The organism is Vreelandella sp. 2A-K22 (assembly GCF_054065485.1).
This window is the reverse complement of sequence record NZ_JBSUGC010000009.1, coordinates 17,172-33,258: the sequence shown is the minus strand read 5'-3', so window position 1 is coordinate 33,258 and position 16,087 is coordinate 17,172. Positions and strand designations below refer to the sequence as shown.

The following is a 16,087-nucleotide window of genomic DNA, read 5'->3' as shown; positions in this document are numbered from 1 at the left end:
CATTAACATAGGAGTTACTCTCTCATGCAGTTACCCGCTAAGGGCACTGGCCAGGGAGATACGTCGGCCTCGACGACCCGCGAGGTGGCCCACGAGGTGAATAGCAAAGAATTACTTGGCAACTCAGACCAGTTGGTTATCCACCATGAACAGCGCCGCTATGTGTTGCGCCGTACTAAAAGCGGCAAGTTAATTCTTAACGCCTAAAGCTCTTAATATTTCAGCCCCTGATTAATTTAAAGACTTATACAGCAAAGCCAGCCAGGTAGCCCATCGCACCCAGCCAGCGACCTCTTCCACTTATCCCTGTTGGAAATCTCTGGCTTATGAACCACACACGCGCTTTTGGTGGCCTCTTTTTAACGCTGCTTCCACTGTTAACCGCCCAAGCAGACGACGCCGAGCTTAACCCAGTGACGCTCACCGGCACCCGAGCGCCTACGGACCTTTCACGGGCACCGCTGATTATCGATATTATTGATCGTGATGATGCTGTGCTGGCCACCGCCAGCCGGGTTGAAGACGTGCTTAGCCGCCAACCCGGCCTGCATGTGGCTGGCCAAGGGCGCCGAAATGGCCAAACCTTAAGTATGCGCGGTTTTGGCAGCAAAGGTGTGCTGGTACGTTTGGATGGCGTTCGTCAGGATATCTCCACCGGCCACATCGGTAACTTCTTTCTCGACCCTGGCTTGATTCAAGAAGTACAGATAGCGCGCGGTGCGCTCTCCAGCTTGTACGGCAGCAATGCCATGGGCGGTGTCGTCAGCTTCACCAGTGTGAATGCCAACGACCTGCTTGCCCCCGGCGAAAATAGCGGCGTACGCCTTTCCGTAGGCGGTGCGACGGCCAGCGACGAAATGCGGGGGAGCCTGACTGGCTTCGGCCGCCGCAATACCGCCAACGGCCAGGTGGATGGCCTGTTTTCAATCGGCCGCAGTGAATCCGGCGATATTCGCCGCGCGGGGGGCGATGAAGCCGAAGAGGATGCCTCCCTCAATAGCCTGCTGCTAAAAGGCGGTTGGGAGACAAGCGACGACCAGCGGCTATTTATCAGCTGGCAGCACTACGACGAACGCGCCACCCAGCCCGCCAACCCACAGCAGCTTTCAACCGATGCCAGCAATCCGCTGCGCGATCGCGATGTGGAAAGCAACAACGTCCAGTTGGGCCACCGCTGGCAGCCCAGCGCTGCCACCGAAGTCACCTCGCAGCTTACCTTTAGCCAGCAGGATATCGACGAGCCCCAGGCCAACCGTACCCTAGAGCGGGCCGGTCTTCAGAGCGACGGCTTCCACACCATGGATCACGGCTGGCTTTCGCAAACGCTGGTGTTCGGCGCCGAATTGGAGCAGGCCCGCCAACGGCCAGATGGCGAAGCGAATGGCTTTCCTAAAGCCGATATCGATACCCAGTCAGCCTATCTCGACACTACTCTTACCGCTGGGCGCTATTTAGCCGATGGCGGCGCCGGGCAGTTTGATATTGGCCTGGGAGCCCGCTACGACCGTTACGACGCCAGCGGCCAAAATGAATCCGATAGCGTCCACGACCAAGTGTCACCGCGCTTTCGTCTTGCCTGGCGGCCCGATGACGCCTTGATGCTGTTTTCGGGCTACGCTGAGGCCTTCCGCGCTCCTAGCCTATCCGAGCTTTACGCCAACGAGCGCCACTTTGCCGGTTTCTGCGCCGGGCCAGCCTTCTGCACACCGGACAATTACTGGATTCCCAACCCTAGTCTCTCGCCTGAATCTAGCCACACCTGGGAAAGCGGCGTGGTCTGGCATCAGGGCGACTGGCAGGTTCGTGCCAGCTACTTCGATACTCGCGCCGACGATTTTATCGACACTCACGTCGACATCATGGCGGGCACCACCCAGGCAGTGAACGTTCAGCGCGCCCAGCTATGGGGCTATGACGCCCGGGTGACCTGGCAGCCCAGCGCCTTCCCGCTTCTTACAAGCTTTGTGGGTCTTTCGGAAGTCTCCGGTAAAGACCGCGATTCTGGCGAGCCCCTAGGCAGTCAAACACCGTTGGAAGCCACCCTGGGAAGCGAGGTGGTTCTGTATAACAGCGATATCCGCCTGGGCTGGCAAGCGCGTTTTGCCCAATCTTTCGATAAGCAGGGCGATGACGAGCGCCTGCCCGGCTATGGGTTGCACGATGTGCATCTCGCTTGGCAAATCACCCCGGCCGTGGATACCTCGCTGCGCCTTGCCAATATTGGCGACAAGGTGTGGTACCGCCCCGACGGCAGCCTGGGCGATGGGCGCAGCCTGTTCGCCACCCTCAACTGGCAGTGGTAAATCCACGCAGTCAACCCGATAGAGGTGCGTCATGATTACATCCCAACAGATCGCGATTATCGAAGCCTTTGACGCGGCGCGCGCCGCGCAGCCGCGGCTACCTGCGATTGAGATTGCCGAACGCTTATCGATCAGTGAAGGCGAGCTGCAGGCCGCTCGTTTAGGGCGCGACGTATGGACGCTGCCGCTCTCGCCCAGCGATATCGCCGCCTACCTGCCCCAACTGGGGCGGGTTAAAGCGTTGACCCGTTCCCGGCTGGCCGTGCTAGAGCAAACCGGCGACTACCCTGAACTTAGCGGCGGGCCACAAACAGGCCTGTTACTCGACCCAGGTGGCCTGGATCTACGCTTGCTCTATACGAGCTGGCACTGGGCCTGCCTGATTCGTGATTCTATGCCTGCCACCAGTACTCAAGAGGCGCAGTGGCGCTGGAGCCTGCAGATATTCAATCAACATGGCTGCGCCGTTCACAAATGCTTTGCCCTGGAGAACCCACTGCCGCGTCCCTGGGGTGCCTTAGCGGCCTTGGGCACTCGGGATACGCCAGCGTTTACCCAGAGCATGCCTCGCTTGAAGCGCCCACTGCCCGAAGCGCCGACCCTCGCTAGCGAGTGGGGCGCGATGCGCGATGTGCACCAGTTCTTTGCCCTCCTCCAGCGCCATCATCTGGAGCGTATTGAGGCCAACCAGTTAATGGAGGGACGCTATACCCAAACGCTGCCCGTCAATGCCCTGGAAACGGTGCTTCAGCACGCCAGCCTTCGCGCGCTGCCGTTGATGCTGTTTGTCGCTAGCCCCGGCTGCGTGCAGATCCGCACCGGCACATTGCCCACCCCTCAACGCGCCCACGGCTGGCTGAATCTATTTGGCGAGCAGTTCACCCTGCACCTTGATGACACTGCGATTGACCAAGTATGGCAAGTCAGCAAGCCCAACCGAGACGGCGGCGTGACCAGCATTGAAGCCTTCGATGCCGAAGGCTCGCTAGTGCTGCAACTTTACGCGGAACGCCAGGAAGGCCGCGTTGAGCGTCGCGAGTGGCGGCAATTGCTGGATGAACTCGGCAGCCAAGAGGCGGTGGCATGAACGCAAAACGCCTGATGCGCCGCTCACTGGCAGTACTGCTGATGGGGTGGCTAACCACCGGGGCCGCATTGGCCAGCGAACGCTGGGTGGTGCTTGGTGGCGATATCGCGGAAACCCTGGCCGCGTTAGATGCCGATATCAATGTCATTGCTCGGGATGACACAGTCGTGCATCCACCCGCCATGGCGGAGCTGCCCTCGGTGGGTTACCTGCGCCAGCTCTCCGCTGAAAGCGTCCTGTCGGTTAAACCTGACCAGGTGTTAGCCACCGGGCATGCAGGCCCCAAGGAAGTGCTGGAGCAGCTGGCGGCTGTCGGTGTCAGCGTAGAGATTATCAACGCCTCACCCACCCTCAATGCCATCGCCGATAAAGTCCGCGCCGTCGGCCGATTAACTGACCGTCGCGACGCGGCAGAGGCCTTAGCAGACGCCTTGAACGAGAAACTTGACCGGCTAGCCAACCTGCCCGCCCTACCGACGACCCGCGCTATGTTTATCATGCAGCATAGCGGCTTAACCCCCCGTGCGGCGGGCAGCGACACGGCAGCGCATAGCGCGCTCGAAGCGGTGGGCCTGGCAAATGCCTTCGCCGAGATGCAGGGCTACCACAACGTGGGTGCCGAAGCCCTGGCCCGGCAAGCGCCGGAGGTTGTGATTGTCTCCGAGCGGGGCCTGGCAGCAATGGGTGGCGAAGCCGCTCTATGGCAGTTACCCGGTATGGCGTTAACCCACGCAGGCCGAGAGCAACAGCTGATTGTCATTGATGACCAAGCGCTGCTTGGCTTTGGCCCGCGCACGCCCGATCAGCTACTCGCCCTGCGCCAGGACGTTGAAGCGCTATTGGGCGCACCGACTAGCGCCCAGGCTAATTCTGTCCAAAACAGTACCGCTCAAAACAGCTCAGCCCATGATAGCCATTTTTAACACTTACCGTTTCCGGGCGCGGCTGCCGGTTAGCCGCACTACCCGCGTTCTCGTCGGATTAACCGCTGCGTTGCTACTGGCTTTAGGCTGGGCGGCCTCCTCTGGCGCACTGGGCATCTCCCCTTGGGGAGTACTCCGCGGCCAAGCCGATCCACTCAGCGTGCAGGTGTGGTGGCAGCTGCGCCTGCCGCGCTTACTGCTGGGCGTGGCCGTGGGAGCGATGCTTGCCGGTAGCGGCGCCGCCATGCAGGGGCTGTTTCGTAACCCGCTGGCCGACCCGACCCTGCTCGGCCTTGCCAGTGGTGCTGGGCTTTTCGTAGCAGTGTGGATTGTGCTCTTTCAAGACAGCAGCGCAGGCAGCCTTTACGGTCAGTTTGCGGCAGGCTTTTTAGGCGCCTTATGCGTCTGTTTGATTGTCTTTGGCATCGCCAAGCGTCAAGGCGGCGGCAGTGCCGCTGTGATGACCCTGTTGCTGGCTGGTTTGGCCATCAATACTCTCGCCGGGGCTAGCGGTGGGGTTTTAGCCTTTATCGCCAGCGATGAGCCAGCTTCGCCAGCTTAGTTTATGGGGCATGGGCACGCTGACTAACGCCCTGTGGCGCACCACGGCGCTCGCCCTGGTACTCATTGCCGTTGCCCTGTGGCTGTTAATGCGTAGCGCTCGTGAACTTGACCTGCTCCAGCTAGGCGAAGCGACCGCCCATGCGGCGGGGCTGGATGCAAGCCGCTTAAAACGCCGGGTGGTGGTCGCGACCTCGCTGGGCGTAGGTTTGTGTGTAGCGCTCACCGGAGTAATTGGCTTTTTGGGCCTGCTGGTACCCCACTGCCTACGGCTTTGGCTAGGGCCTGGCCATCGGCTGCTGCTGCCCGCCTCAATGCTCGGCGGCGCGCTGCTTCTGGTCGTTGCTGATACGCTAGCCCGCACCGTCGCTGCCCCGGCGGAAATCCCCGTTGGGCTGCTAACCAGTCTGCTTGGCGGCCCCTACTTCCTGTACCTACTGATGCGCAGGAACCGAGCATGCTAACTCTCCATCAGGCTGGTTTAACCACCACCCCCGCTATCGCCCCACTAGATGGCACGATTCGACCCGGCGAGCTGCTAGCCATTGTCGGCCCCAACGGCGCGGGCAAGAGCACTCTGCTCAGCATGCTGTCGGGGTTTCGCGCTGCCGAGCAGGGCGAACTACACCTGGATGGCAAACCCTTGCGCGAATGGCCCATCGCCGAACTTGCCAACCGGCGTGCGCTGGTCGCCCAGCAGGAGCTCCCCGGCTTTGACTGGCAAACTGACGAACTGTTGAGTCTAGGCAGTAATCCGGCCAAATCACTGGTCGCAGCGCTACTGGACGACCTGGATCTAACCCACCTCGCCAAGCGCAGCGTGCTCTCGCTTTCCGGTGGCGAACGCCAGCGGGTGATGATCGCACGAGGCGCCTGCCAACTACTCTCAAGGGGCTCTCCCACCGCCAAGGATGGTGGTATTTTATTGCTGGATGAGCCGACCAGTGCCTTGGATATCGGCCAGCAGCAGCGCTTGATGCGGCAACTACGCGGCTGGGCCGCACAGCACCGCATGGCCATTGTTTGCGTGCTCCACGACCTTAATCTCGCCAGCACCTACGCTGACCGGGTATGGTTGCTGCATCAAGGGCAGCGTATTGACCACGGACTACCCAGCCAGGTGCTTAACCCCGCGACCATTGCGAAGATTTACGCAGCCGAACTTCAGCACATTGAGGGCGGCCCCCATGGCAAGCCTCTGCTCGCCCTGGCGCCTTAAGACAGCTTTCAGCAGCCAACGAGTCGAGTGGCAAAGCCCTCATATAAGTCCATACTTATCCATACGTAACGGGCAATATATGCATCACCGTGTGCCAATTGGGGAGCAAGAATGAGACTGATCAGCCTCATGTGGGTCGTGTTGGCAGGGATGAGTTTTAGCATCGGTGTGTTAGGCATTTTCCTGCCCCTGCTGCCGACCACCGTGTTTATGCTAATGGCTGTTTACTGTGCCTCCAAAGGCTCACCGCGCTTTGAGGCCTGGATCCGCTCCCGCCACTATGTCGGGCCACTGCTGGTTACCTGGGAGCAAGAGCGCGCCATCCCCCGGCGCGCTAAGTTGGCGGCTGTTAGCATAATAGCGTTGAGCGCACTGATCACTGCTTGGTCACTCGGCCCCGGCTGGACACGCTGGGGGGTGATCGCTCTACTGATGCTGATTGCCGTTTGGCTGGCTACTCGGCCAGAGCCTTCGTCTTCTAATGAGTAAAGCTTGGCAGTGGTGGCTAACACGGCTTTAACGCCGCAAAATTCTGCGCTGTTAACGCCTAACATTTCGCGGCAGCGGCCTGCTATCTAACGTCTCCGTCTAATAGCGCATTCAGCGGCATGCCATCGAGGGTGGTGGTGTCTAGCCCCAGCAAGCGTGCGAACGTGGCCCCGGCATTGTCCATTCGCTGGATGCCGCGTTGGGTATCGAAGGGTAACCTGGAGCCAGGCAGTATTCCTTCACCGTGCAGGATCGCCAAACCATGATTGGAGGCGAATGCGGTGCTGGCGGACGGTACCTGAGGGCCATGGTTGGCTCCGGCACTTTCAACGGCAGCCACGGTATCGCCACGTCGGTTAACACCCCAAACGAACCCCGAGGCGTAGGCGAACAGCACATCCCCGGCGTTGTCGCCCCAGTACCCCAGTACACTGGCATCCTGTTTCTTGAGGGCAAAAGCGACCACGTTACGCTCGCCTTGAGGGGTATCGATGTACCACGTGCTTAACGCCTTGAGGATTCGCGTCTGCACCTCGGCCGCATCAGCCTCGGAAACGATTCCCTCGTCCAGGATGTCTCGATTAACAAAGACCTCCAGGCCGCCGCGCTCATCCTTAAGGAAGGCCTGGCTACGCTGACGTATTGGTCGACCATTTTCATCGAGTGTACAGAGCCCAAACGCAGCCAGTCGCCGGTGGATATCACACAGGTAATGGTTCGGCACGTCGCCATGATCCGAAGCGAGCACGATCACGGTGTCCTCGCGGCGCCCAGCCAGCAGGCGACCCACTGCATCGTCGAGCACTTGGTACGCAGTGCGGATGGTGTTCAAGTAACGTTCTTGTCCATCGGAAGTGAAGAATGGAGATTCCGGGTCGCAATAGGCCAGACAGGTATGATGGGTTTCGTCATTGAGACGGAACACCGTGGCGAACAGGCGGAAGTCCTCCTCGTTCAGCAAGGTCAGGGCGCTATCGACGAGCCACTCCAGTTGATAGCGCCCCTCTTCGAAACTGGTTTCATAATAGGGCGAGTCGGGATCCGCTGACACGGTCCACTTGGAGATGAATGGCCCATGGCGTTGTGTCAGCTTCTTGGCCAGGGCCAGGTGGTTGCCCAACTGCTCGGGCATGGTTATCTGCGATTGCAGCAGATCTACGTGTCCCCGCTCGGCATCGTAGGCCAACAGCTTGAAGCGCACATGCCCCCGCTCGTCTCCGGCCTCGACGGGCAACCAGTCGCTCCATTCGCCTACGCCCAGTGTCGCCGCGCGCTCGTTTAGCGTCAGTTGGAGCCGCGTGTCGGTCGCTGGGCTCAAGGTCACTGCTAGGCTATCGCCGGCATTGAGCCGGATAACGGCGTGATAGCCATCCTCCGAGCGCTCGATTGCGTGACGGTTGTGCTTCTGGTGATGGGCCAGGCTACCGCTCGGTGGCCAGCCCAGCGCCTCGTTCTGGGCAGCGTCGGGCCACTGGGAAAGATCCGTGCTATGCACGCCGGCCGGGGCCATCTCCATGGGGGCCGGGCCTTTACCGCTCCAGAACGGCGCCAGACAGAGATCGTTCTTGCCGGTGGGCTTGAGTGACTCGGGGAAGTGCACCAGCGCACAATTTTGTCCCGCTTCGGCCATCAATTCCAACAAGTGCCGCGTACCGCTGGGAGAGATGCGCTGCCCCACCCAGCTGTTCCCTGGTGCCTGCCCGGTTAGAAAGTTAACAAAGTTGGTATCTCCCCAGGTCGAGATATAGGGCATAAGCCGTGTTGTTCCACCCTCGCGACGCAATCGATCGATATGGGGAAGTACACCTTCATGGCAAAACCTATCGACCAACTCGGGAATCAGACCGTCGACGCCCAGCACCAATACTTTTTTCGCGTTGTACATACATTGCTCCCTTGGCTAGAACGTGCGTGCTTCAGAGTCGATAACGGTCGATGACGTCTCGGTCGATCTCGATACCTAGCCCGGGCTTGTCGGGGACCTCCACATAACCCCGTGCGTTGAGCGCGAATTCACCACCAATCAGTTCCTGACGGAAGGGGTGCGCTGATTGGTCGTACTCGAGTATCGGTTCGTCCGGGTTCAGCGACAGCGGCTGTGGCGGCAGTGTGGCAATGAACTGCACGGCAGCGGCAAGGCCGATACCGGTGCCCCACACGTGTGGAATAAGCGGCACGTGCCAAGCCTGGGCAAGCGCGGCGATCTTGCGGCACTCAGTGAATCCGCCGGCGGCTCCTAGATCAGGCTGGATAATATCCAGCGCCCCCTCGCTGATCAGCTCGCGATAGCCAAACTTGGTATATTCGTTCTCACCAGCAGCCACGTAAGTGCGCGATACACCCTTGAGTTCGCGGTAACCATGACGATTCTCGGGGCTGAGCGGTTCCTCGAAGAAGTGCACCCGCGTATCTTCGAGCTCCATAAGGATTCGCCGTGCCGCCGGCACGTTATAGGCGCAGTTGGCATCCATCATCAGCTGGACGTCGTCACCGACCGCTTCTCTCACGGCGCGCATGTCGCGAATGTCCGAATCGACACCGAAACCAGTCTTGATCTTCATCGCCCGATAGCCGTTGGCTTGGTGGCGCAATGCCTCTTCCACGATATCCTCGGGGTAGCACCCGTCTTTGCGACGATAGAAGCCCGTCGCATAGGGGCGGATCTCTCGTCGAAACGCGCCGCCCATGAGCCGATGAATCGGCTGCCCCAACGCTTTGCCGAAAAGATCCCATAGGGCAATGTCTATCGCTGCTATGCCAAACAGCGCTGCCCCTTTCTGCCCGTAGGGCCGAGTGTGGTTATACATCTCCTCCCAAAGCACCTCGTGATCGAACACAGAGCGACCAATTAGCAAAGGTTTTAGAGCATACTCCACGACGACCTGGGCGACCTGCGGCGGCTGAAGGCCATGATTGATCGACTCACCCCAGCCGATCAGACCATCTTCTGTATGAACCTCAACCAGCATGGCGGTGCGCTGATGAACCCACCCTTGCGAGAAGGCGAAGGGTTGTTCGAGCGGGGCGGAAAGCACGTGTGTCTTGATGTCGGTAATGATCATGTGGCGTATCCAGTAACGAATTCGAAAAGGGCCTTACTTGGCTGAGTTGCTCTCGGCATGCCGAGAGGCGGTCGATGCCTGGCGCTGCTGGGCGATGCTCGACCACACGGTCCAGACGATAAACAGCGCGAGCAACGAAAACAGCACCATGGAAATCCCGCTATGGGTGAAAAATTCCAGGAAGTCGCCGCGCTTGATCAGCAGGCCGCGACGCAACGAACTCTCCAGCTCTGGGCCCAGCACCATACCTATTACCAGTGGCGCCATCGGATAATCAGCGCGGCGCAGGGCGTAAGCCAGGATGCCGGTTAAAACGGCCACTACTAGATCGAGCGGGTTGCCGCGTACCGTCGCGGCACCAATAAAACTGAAGATCACAATGGCGGCCATGATGTAGCCCTGGTGCAGCCGGAACAGGTAACGAAACAGGCCGATAGAGGGCTTGCTCAGGATCAGCATGGCGACATTGACGATGATCAGCACAACGAACAGGGAGTAAACCGTCTGTGCTTGATCGACCATCAATCTCACACCCGGCGTGATGCCATGGATCACCATCGCACCCATCATCATCGCCGTGACGACATCTCCGGGAATGCCTAGCGCCAGTGTGGGAATGAACGAGCTGCCGGTCACCGCGTTGTTGGACGACTCCGACGCAATGATGCCATCGGGCTCGCCCTTGCCCAGGCGATGGCGGCGTGGGGAGAGCTTTTGCGCTGTGGCATAGCTGATGAATGCAGCAGCGGCTGCCCCGGTGCCCGGCAATGCGCCGATGAAGCTGCCGATCAAAGAGCCACGCACCAACTCCACCAAGCGCTTGAACCACTCACCGAACTTTGGAAAGCGCAAGTTGGCCTCAGGGATCTTCGCACTCGGGTCGTCTCGCGTGGCAAAGCGCATGAAGATTTCCGAGAGTGCGAACGCACCAACCACTACCGGAATCAGCGTCAGCCCCGAAGACAGAGCGTAGCTGCCAAAGGTGAAACGGTCGGCTCCGGTGATGGGATCCGACCCCACCATGGAAAGAAAAAAGCCGACCATGCCACAAACCAGCCCCTTCATGACGCTACCCTTGGACACGCCCACGATGCACATCATCGCTAGGCAGATGAGCGCGAAGACTTCTATCGAACCGAAGTTGACGGCGAACTTGGCGAGTTGCGGCGCGCAAAAAATCAGTATCACGCATGAAAGTATGCCGCCGAAGAAGGACGCGAAGGTCGCCCAGCCCAGCGCCTCGTCGACGCGCCCCTGCTGGGTCATGGGGTAACCATCGAAGGTGGTCGCCGCCGACTGGGGCGTGCCAGGGGTGTTGATCAGAATGGCGGTAATCGAGCCGCCGTAAACGGAACCGCAGTAGACACCGATCAACAGCGCCATGCTGGTGATGGTGGACATCCCGAACGTGAAGGGAAGAAAGATTGTCAGCCCCACCACCGACCCTAGACCCGGAAGCCCTCCGATGATTATCCCCGCCCAGGTACCGATGACGATGGCGAGTAAAGCCTGCCAAGTGAAGGCATCGCTCACCGCGGCAAGAATGATATCCATGTCACAGCGCTCCGCTGTTTAAGAGTGTCGGCAATCGAATCAGCAACACATGGTGAAACAGGAACCACAGGCCACCGGCGATCACCAGCGTGCCCACCGCCAACGGCAGTGGGCGACGCAGTCGAAACATCCAGAGGGTCAGGGCGACGAGCGGCAGCGAGGGGATCAGAAACCCCAGGCTCGCCACGGCGATGGCAGCGATGAGTACGGCCGCCATCAATACGGGGAGTGTCGACAGCGACCCGCTGCCCAGCCCCGATCCCCGTGAAAGCTCGGCGAGCGTGATCGCCAGGGCGATCACGCACCACAAGGTCAGGACAATGCGCGGAACCAGCATGGCATCCGAGGGACCGCCCCAGGCATGGAACGCTAGCACGACACCGATCAGGAACAGTCCCAGAGCCAGCAACACCCTGGGGTGGGCCAATCTCGCAACCATGATGCTTACCTCGCTAAATCGTTATGCCTTGGTCGTTTCAATCAAGCAGGCCTGCATCACGCAGCACCTGCTTGTTGGCCTCGAAGCGCTCCTTCACGAACGACTCGAAGTCGTCCGGCCCGAGGTAGGCAATGTTGACGTTGGCCCGTTCGGCAAAGCTCTTGAACTCATCTGACTCCATGGTGGCCTTGCACGCCTGAGTAAACTGTTCGGCACGCTCCTGGCTGATGCCCTTGGGCGCCACGACACCCTGCCAAACGGAGAAGTCCATGTCCGGCACACCCTCGAGTTCGCCGATGGTCGGCACATCGTCGTAGCCTTCCAGGCGTTGCTCCGAGAAAACGGCTAAGGGGCGGAGGTCATAGTTTCCGAGAATGGTCTCGGTATCGGCCATGACTTGGATCTCGTTGCCCGCCAGCGCATTCATCGCCGGGCCGGATCCGCTATAGGGCACATGCTCGGCCTGCAGTTCGCTGTTGATCACCAGTGCTGCCAGTGCCAAATGCGGCAAAGTGCCTGGGCCTGAAGAGCCATAGAGCAGCGGCTGCTCCTGAGAGGCAGCAACAAGCTGGTCGAAGTTTTCGATGTCAGACGACTTAGACACCATCAGAAACATCGGGTTGGACGTGGTTCGGCAAACATAAGTGAAGCTTTCCGGCCCGTAGGGAAGGTTTTTCAATGAGGGTTGAATGCTGAGTGCGCCAGCCGGTTCGTAACCGATAATATTGGGATTGCCTTCACTTTTGGCGACCTCGCTGGTGCCTACCGTGGCGCTTGCGCCAGCAAGGTTGCGTATCACAGAGGTGACACCAAGCTTCTCAGAGAAAATCGGTTCGAAACTGCGCGCGACAATATCCGTGGCGCCGCCCGCCGCGAATGGGACAACAATTTCTAAGGTCTCTTGGGCTTGAGCGGCATGTGAGGCCCCGACGAGAACCATCAGAGCCAGAGAGTGGCGTATAGGCTTCATTATTGTAATCTCCTTTTCGTATCGCTACGAAATTTTGCATGTCTGATGCTTTGATTTTGAATTGACCATCAGTTTATGTCATTGATGTACTTTCCACGCCTTAATCGTAGCGCTACGATATGAGAGGTCAATGATGAAATGATTGTCCATTGGTCGAATAGCTAGCTATCGGGTTATCACTCAAGGTCTGCGCTAATACCGCTACCGGCACGTGTTTTATTCAGCATGATCAATTATGAATTCAACGCTGTGGAATAACTGTTCAGCCTAATCGAAAGCATGCAAGGATCTGTTTCAAAAAAACGGGTAGAGAGGGAAAGTGAAAAAACGCAAACGAAGTTCACAACGAGCCACCATGAGCGAAGTCGCACAGCTCGCGGATGTTTCTCCAAGTACCGTATCGCTGTATTTGCGTCGTCCCGATGAGGTCTCTTCTCGTAGGGCCGAGCGGATCCAAACGGCAATTGATAAGCTGAGCTATCTACCCAATACGATGGCTGGTGGTTTGGCCTCATCGCGCTCCAATATTATTGGCGTGATCGTTCCCACGATTACCTTCTCCTTCTTTTCGGAGACCCTTGAGACTCTGGAAAGAAACCTTCGCGCAGCCGGCTACCAACTATTAATAGGCAACACCGAGTTCGATGCTTCGCGTGAGGAGGAACTGATCCGCTCAATCCTAAGCTGGAATCCTTCGGGACTCGTACTAACTGGTTTTTCGCATAGCCGAAAGTCAGTCTCACTGCTGAGCAATAGCGATATTCCAATCATTGAAATGTGGGATTACGGTCAGGAAGGATTGGACATGGTTGTGGGCTTTTCGCACCGCACTTGTGGGCGACTGGTGGCGGAACACCTCATGCGTAGCGGATATCAGCACATGGCTTTTTTGAGCACCAACTTCCAGCGCGACATCCGTGCTAACGAGCGTTATCTAGGCTTTCACGACGCGATCGCCGCCGCTGGCGGCTCGGTGCTAGTTCGAGAACTTACCGGGCGAAGTAATACCGCAGAGGCTGGCCAATTGCTATGCACTCTTGTCAACGACCATCCTGAGATTCAAGCAGTGTTCTGCTCCAATGACATGGTCGCCCTAGGCGCAATGCTTGAATGCCAACGACAAGGCTGGTCGATACCCGAGCGCTTGGCTATTGTGGGATTCGGCAACCAAGACTTCACTGACAGCACAGTGCCGCCAATGACCACGGTGGATCCCCCTCGGCAAGAGATCGGCACGCATATCGCACGGTTGTTACTCGAACGTCTCAAAGGAGATGACACAGCAAATATGGACACGAGGGTAGATCTAGGCGTAAGACTTATCATTCGAGAGAGCGCTTGATATATAGTCCTTTGCCTGAACAAACAGACGACCTACTGGACTGCCGATCAGTTAGATCATAGCAATACCGTTATCCACACCCACGACGACGGATCAGGATTATTTGAGCGTAACTCCGACACGCTTAAACCAGCACCTTATGGGTAGAGACCACCTGACGCAGTCCCATAAACGAGCGGATCTGACGCACGCCGGGCAGGTAGAGCAGTTGTTCAGCGTGCAGCCTGTTGAAGCTTTGGCTGTCCCGGGTGCGTACCAGCATAAAATAATCAAACTCCCCCGTTACTACGTGACACTCCATACAGCCAGAAACCTTCTGGGCCGCCTCTTCAAAGGAGGCGAAGGATTCCGGCGTCGAGCGATCCAGCACCACGCCAATCAACACCACCATCCCCGCTTGTAGCTGCTCCGGGTCTAAATGCGCCACCACTCTGCTGATTACCCCATCCCGCTTGAGCCTTTCCACCCTGCGTAAGCACGCCGCCGGGCTCAAGCTCACCTGCTCTGCCAGCGCAACATTGGATAGCGTCGCGTCGTCCTGGAGCAGTTTGAGAATACGCCGATCGGTTCGGTCTAGTTCAGCCGCCTGATCATCAGGCTCAGGGCGTGAACGGGAGATTTTTGCGCGCACTATTATTTACCTGATTTACCAATAAACACCACTTAAACCCTTATATATCATTTTTTACCATCTTTTATTGTCTCAAACCAACTAACTTTGCAACACAAAAAAAATAGCTAACACTTACTATAAATAGCAGAGATCACGCCAATTGTTCACAACAACCTTAGCCGCCCTATATCGCACCCAATGATTTAAATCTGGAGATTGCTATGAACCTCGAACGCTTCCCACGTTACCCACTCACCTTTGGCCCCTCTCCGATTACGCCGCTCAAGCGGCTAAGCGAACATTTAGGCGGCGACGTAGAGCTCTACGCTAAGCGTGAAGACTGCAATAGCGGCTTGGCCTTTGGTGGCAACAAGACCCGCAAGCTGGAGTACTTGATTCCTCAGGCACTGGAACAGGGCTGCGATACGCTGGTATCGATTGGCGGTATTCAATCCAACCAGACCCGCCAAGTGGCCGCGGTGGCCGCTCACCTGGGTATGCAGTGCGTGCTTGTTCAGGAGAACTGGGTTAACTACTCCGATGCAGTGTATGACCGAGTGGGCAATATCGAGATGTCGCGCATCATGGGCGCCGATGTGCGCATGGATGACGCGGGGTTCGATATCGGCATTCGCCCCAGCTGGGAACAGGCGATGGAGGATGTTCGCCAGCGGGGCGGTAAGCCCTTCCCGATTCCCGCTGGCTGCTCCGAGCACCCATACGGCGGCTTAGGCTTTGTAGGCTTTGCTGAAGAGGTGCGTCAGCAGGAGAAAGAGCTGGGCTTTACGTTTGACTATATCGTGGTGTGCTCGGTCACCGGCAGCACCCAGGCGGGCATGGTGGTGGGGTTTGCCGCTGATGGCCGTGCCCAGAGAGTGATTGGCATTGACGCCTCTGCCAAGCCTGAGCAAACCCGTGAACAAATCCTGCGCATCGCGCGCAATACGGCCGAGCTGGTGGAGTTGGAAGGCGGTATTAGCGCTGACGATGTCATTTTGGATACCCGCTACGGCGGCCCCGAGTATGGCCTGCCCAACGAAGGCACGCTGGAAGCCATTCGCCTCTGTGCCCGTCTGGAGGGTGTGCTTACCGACCCGGTTTACGAAGGTAAATCCATGCACGGCATGATCGACATGGTGCGCAACGGCGAATTCCCGCCCGGCTCCAAAGTACTCTACGCCCACCTAGGCGGCGTACCTGCGTTAAATGCCTATAGTTTCCTGTTTAGAAATGGATAAGGAATAAAATACCTGCCTCAAACCGTCTGATACAGCGCCTCAATGACGTCGGTCAGACGGTTACTGCTGTACAAATAAAGCACACCCTTTAGTCTTGGCGTATAAGATGTTCACGGATACGCCATGTCTTCAACGCTTCCCGCACACCTCCCTCACCCTTGACGAACTTGTCCAGTACCCAGCGCCGCTGGATTTCACCCACGGCACGCCGACCTGGGCCGGCGCCGATGATGAGATGACTAACACCGACATACCGCCCGTTTTGCCCAGCAGCGCATAGCCTAGGG

General features: G+C 58.3%; 15 protein-coding genes and 1 pseudogene. 10 read left to right on the top strand and 6 right to left on the bottom strand.

All coding sequences use genetic code 11. The annotated features are described in order from the left end of the window. The first annotated feature begins 24 nt into the window (after positions 1–24). From hemP to ACW17M_RS13280, 8 genes and pseudogenes are all read left to right on the top strand, one after another. Positions 25–207 carry a hemin uptake protein HemP gene (gene hemP, locus ACW17M_RS13315; protein WP_141440563.1) on the top strand — a complete coding sequence of 61 codons (183 nt, stop codon included), beginning with the start codon at positions 25–27 and terminating at the stop codon, positions 205–207. 119 nt (positions 208–326) lie between these two features. Continuing rightward, positions 327–2,303, top strand: coding sequence for a TonB-dependent receptor domain-containing protein (locus tag ACW17M_RS13310; RefSeq protein ID WP_457547607.1), 1,977 nt, complete (start codon positions 327–329; stop codon positions 2,301–2,303). Positions 2,304–2,334: 31 nt separating this feature from the next. Continuing rightward, positions 2,335–3,390 (top strand): ChuX/HutX family heme-like substrate-binding protein, encoded by a 1,056-nt coding sequence (locus ACW17M_RS13305; RefSeq protein WP_233975040.1) that lies wholly within the window; start codon positions 2,335–2,337, stop codon positions 3,388–3,390. Continuing rightward, entirely contained in the window at positions 3,387–4,313 is a 927-nt protein-coding gene (locus ACW17M_RS13300; protein ID WP_342584059.1) for a heme/hemin ABC transporter substrate-binding protein, read from the top strand. Before ACW17M_RS13305 ends, ACW17M_RS13300 begins: the two co-directional genes overlap by 4 nt. Next, the gene (locus tag ACW17M_RS13295) at positions 4,297–4,875 is read left to right on the top strand and encodes a FecCD family ABC transporter permease (RefSeq protein WP_457547606.1); all 579 of its coding nucleotides are present in this window, start codon (positions 4,297–4,299) and stop codon (positions 4,873–4,875) included. The genes ACW17M_RS13300 and ACW17M_RS13295 overlap by 17 nt, the downstream gene beginning before the upstream one ends. After that, positions 4,853–5,338, top strand: coding sequence for a FecCD family ABC transporter permease (locus tag ACW17M_RS13290; protein ID WP_457547605.1), 486 nt, complete (start codon positions 4,853–4,855; stop codon positions 5,336–5,338). Before ACW17M_RS13295 ends, ACW17M_RS13290 begins: the two co-directional genes overlap by 23 nt. A gap of 53 nt (positions 5,339–5,391) precedes the next feature. Further along, positions 5,392–6,093 (top strand): annotated as a pseudogene (locus tag ACW17M_RS13285) (ATP-binding cassette domain-containing protein); the annotation flags it as partial. A gap of 111 nt (positions 6,094–6,204) precedes the next feature. Next, positions 6,205–6,582: a YbaN family protein gene (locus ACW17M_RS13280; protein WP_233975036.1), complete on the top strand. Its 378-nt coding sequence runs from the start codon at positions 6,205–6,207 to the stop codon at positions 6,580–6,582. An 82-nt stretch (positions 6,583–6,664) separates the two neighbouring features. On the opposite strand, the gene ACW17M_RS13275 is transcribed toward ACW17M_RS13280, so the two are convergent. The 5 genes from ACW17M_RS13275 to ACW17M_RS13255 are packed head-to-tail and all read right to left on the bottom strand — an operon-like array spanning position 6,665 to position 12,607. Then, the gene (locus ACW17M_RS13275; protein WP_233975035.1) at positions 6,665–8,467 is read right to left on the bottom strand and encodes an alkaline phosphatase family protein; all 1,803 of its coding nucleotides are present in this window, start codon (positions 8,465–8,467) and stop codon (positions 6,665–6,667) included. A 31-nt stretch (positions 8,468–8,498) separates the two neighbouring features. Further along, positions 8,499–9,644 carry a mandelate racemase/muconate lactonizing enzyme family protein gene (locus tag ACW17M_RS13270; RefSeq protein WP_240550006.1) on the bottom strand — a complete coding sequence of 382 codons (1,146 nt, stop codon included), beginning with the start codon at positions 9,642–9,644 and terminating at the stop codon, positions 8,499–8,501. A gap of 33 nt (positions 9,645–9,677) precedes the next feature. Continuing rightward, positions 9,678–11,198, bottom strand: a complete 1,521-nt coding sequence (locus ACW17M_RS13265; protein WP_233975033.1) for a tripartite tricarboxylate transporter permease — start codon at positions 11,196–11,198, stop codon at positions 9,678–9,680. 1 nt (position 11,199) lies between these two features. Next, positions 11,200–11,637: a tripartite tricarboxylate transporter TctB family protein gene (locus ACW17M_RS13260; RefSeq protein ID WP_233975032.1), complete on the bottom strand. Its 438-nt coding sequence runs from the start codon at positions 11,635–11,637 to the stop codon at positions 11,200–11,202. Positions 11,638–11,674: 37 nt separating this feature from the next. Continuing rightward, positions 11,675–12,607 carry a Bug family tripartite tricarboxylate transporter substrate binding protein gene (locus ACW17M_RS13255; protein ID WP_233975031.1) on the bottom strand — a complete coding sequence of 311 codons (933 nt, stop codon included), beginning with the start codon at positions 12,605–12,607 and terminating at the stop codon, positions 11,675–11,677. A 355-nt stretch (positions 12,608–12,962) separates the two neighbouring features. On the opposite strand from ACW17M_RS13255, the gene ACW17M_RS13250 reads away from it, so the two are divergent. Continuing rightward, positions 12,963–13,949: a LacI family DNA-binding transcriptional regulator gene (locus tag ACW17M_RS13250; RefSeq protein ID WP_052475657.1), complete on the top strand. Its 987-nt coding sequence runs from the start codon at positions 12,963–12,965 to the stop codon at positions 13,947–13,949. 124 nt (positions 13,950–14,073) lie between these two features. On the opposite strand, the gene ACW17M_RS13245 is transcribed toward ACW17M_RS13250, so the two are convergent. Then, positions 14,074–14,580 carry an Lrp/AsnC family transcriptional regulator gene (locus tag ACW17M_RS13245; protein WP_427769521.1) on the bottom strand — a complete coding sequence of 169 codons (507 nt, stop codon included), beginning with the start codon at positions 14,578–14,580 and terminating at the stop codon, positions 14,074–14,076. A 203-nt stretch (positions 14,581–14,783) separates the two neighbouring features. Between ACW17M_RS13245 and ACW17M_RS13240 the strand changes: the two genes are divergently transcribed. Continuing rightward, on the top strand, positions 14,784–15,800 hold the full coding sequence (locus ACW17M_RS13240; protein WP_230803307.1) for a 1-aminocyclopropane-1-carboxylate deaminase: 1,017 nt from the start codon (positions 14,784–14,786) through the stop codon (positions 15,798–15,800). Positions 15,801–16,087: the final 287 nt, after the last annotated feature.

Excerpts from the sequence above, each read along its gene's own strand:
- hemP (WP_141440563.1), top strand. The coding sequence starts at position 25 with ATGCAGTTACCCGCTAAGGGCACTGGCCAGGGAGATACGTCGGCCTCG.
- ACW17M_RS13310 (WP_457547607.1), top strand. The coding sequence starts at position 327 with ATGAACCACACACGCGCTTTTGGTGGCCTCTTTTTAACGCTGCTTCCA.
- ACW17M_RS13305 (WP_233975040.1), top strand. The coding sequence starts at position 2,335 with ATGATTACATCCCAACAGATCGCGATTATCGAAGCCTTTGACGCGGCG.
- ACW17M_RS13300 (WP_342584059.1), top strand. The coding sequence starts at position 3,387 with ATGAACGCAAAACGCCTGATGCGCCGCTCACTGGCAGTACTGCTGATG.
- ACW17M_RS13295 (WP_457547606.1), top strand. The coding sequence starts at position 4,297 with ATGATAGCCATTTTTAACACTTACCGTTTCCGGGCGCGGCTGCCGGTT.
- ACW17M_RS13290 (WP_457547605.1), top strand. The coding sequence starts at position 4,853 with ATGAGCCAGCTTCGCCAGCTTAGTTTATGGGGCATGGGCACGCTGACT.
- ACW17M_RS13280 (WP_233975036.1), top strand. The coding sequence starts at position 6,205 with ATGAGACTGATCAGCCTCATGTGGGTCGTGTTGGCAGGGATGAGTTTT.
- ACW17M_RS13275 (WP_233975035.1), bottom strand. The coding sequence starts at position 8,467 with ATGTACAACGCGAAAAAAGTATTGGTGCTGGGCGTCGACGGTCTGATT.
- ACW17M_RS13270 (WP_240550006.1), bottom strand. The coding sequence starts at position 9,644 with ATGATCATTACCGACATCAAGACACACGTGCTTTCCGCCCCGCTCGAA.
- ACW17M_RS13265 (WP_233975033.1), bottom strand. The coding sequence starts at position 11,198 with ATGGATATCATTCTTGCCGCGGTGAGCGATGCCTTCACTTGGCAGGCT.
- ACW17M_RS13260 (WP_233975032.1), bottom strand. The coding sequence starts at position 11,637 with ATGGTTGCGAGATTGGCCCACCCCAGGGTGTTGCTGGCTCTGGGACTG.
- ACW17M_RS13255 (WP_233975031.1), bottom strand. The coding sequence starts at position 12,607 with ATGAAGCCTATACGCCACTCTCTGGCTCTGATGGTTCTCGTCGGGGCC.
- ACW17M_RS13250 (WP_052475657.1), top strand. The coding sequence starts at position 12,963 with ATGAGCGAAGTCGCACAGCTCGCGGATGTTTCTCCAAGTACCGTATCG.
- ACW17M_RS13240 (WP_230803307.1), top strand. The coding sequence starts at position 14,784 with ATGAACCTCGAACGCTTCCCACGTTACCCACTCACCTTTGGCCCCTCT.